Raw genomic sequence first — 697 nt, forward strand, 5'->3', positions numbered from 1 at the left:
CCGGCCTGGGGACAATGTCAGGTGGGGAGTTTGACTGGGGCGGTCGCCTCCGAAAGGGTATCGGAGGCGCTCAAAGGTCCTCTCAGGATGGTCGGAAACCATCCGCAGAGTGCAAAGGCATAAGAGGGCTTGACTGCGACACCGACGGGTGGAGCAGGTACGAAAGTAGGACTTAGTGATCCGGTGGTATAAAGTGGGATTGCCATCGCTCAACGGATAAAAGCTACCCTGGGGATAACAGGCTTATCACTCCCAAGAGTTCACATCGACGGAGTGGTTTGGCACCTCGATGTCGGCTCATCGCATCCTGGGGCTGAAGTAGGTCCCAAGGGTTGGGCTGTTCGCCCATTAAAGCGGTACGCGAGCTGGGTTCAGAACGTCGTGAGACAGTTCGGTCCCTATCCGGCGTGGGCGTAGGATATTTGAGAGGAGCTGTCCTCAGTACGAGAGGACCGGGATGGACCGGCCGCTGGTGTACCTGTTGTTCTGCCAAGAGCATGGCAGGGTAGCCAAGCCGGGACGGGATAAACGCTGAAGGCATCTAAGCGTGAAGCCCCCCTCGAGATGAGATATCCCTAACGCGAGTTAGTAAGACCCCTTGAAGACGACGAGGTAGATAGGGCAGAGGTGGAAGTGCAGCAATGCATGGAGCTGACTGCTACTAATCGGTCGAGGGCATGACCAGAATGATGGTGGA

Annotated in this window: 1 rRNA gene; it reads left to right on the forward strand. The window is 56.7% G+C overall.

Annotated features, from left to right (window positions below):
- A 23S ribosomal RNA gene (locus HJV72_RS18770) occupies window positions 1-685 on the forward strand; the annotation flags it as partial.
- Window positions 686-697 lie beyond the last annotated feature (12 nt).

Source organism: Extibacter sp. GGCC_0201 (genome assembly GCF_017566055.1).
GTDB lineage: Bacteria > Bacillota > Clostridia > Lachnospirales > Lachnospiraceae > Extibacter.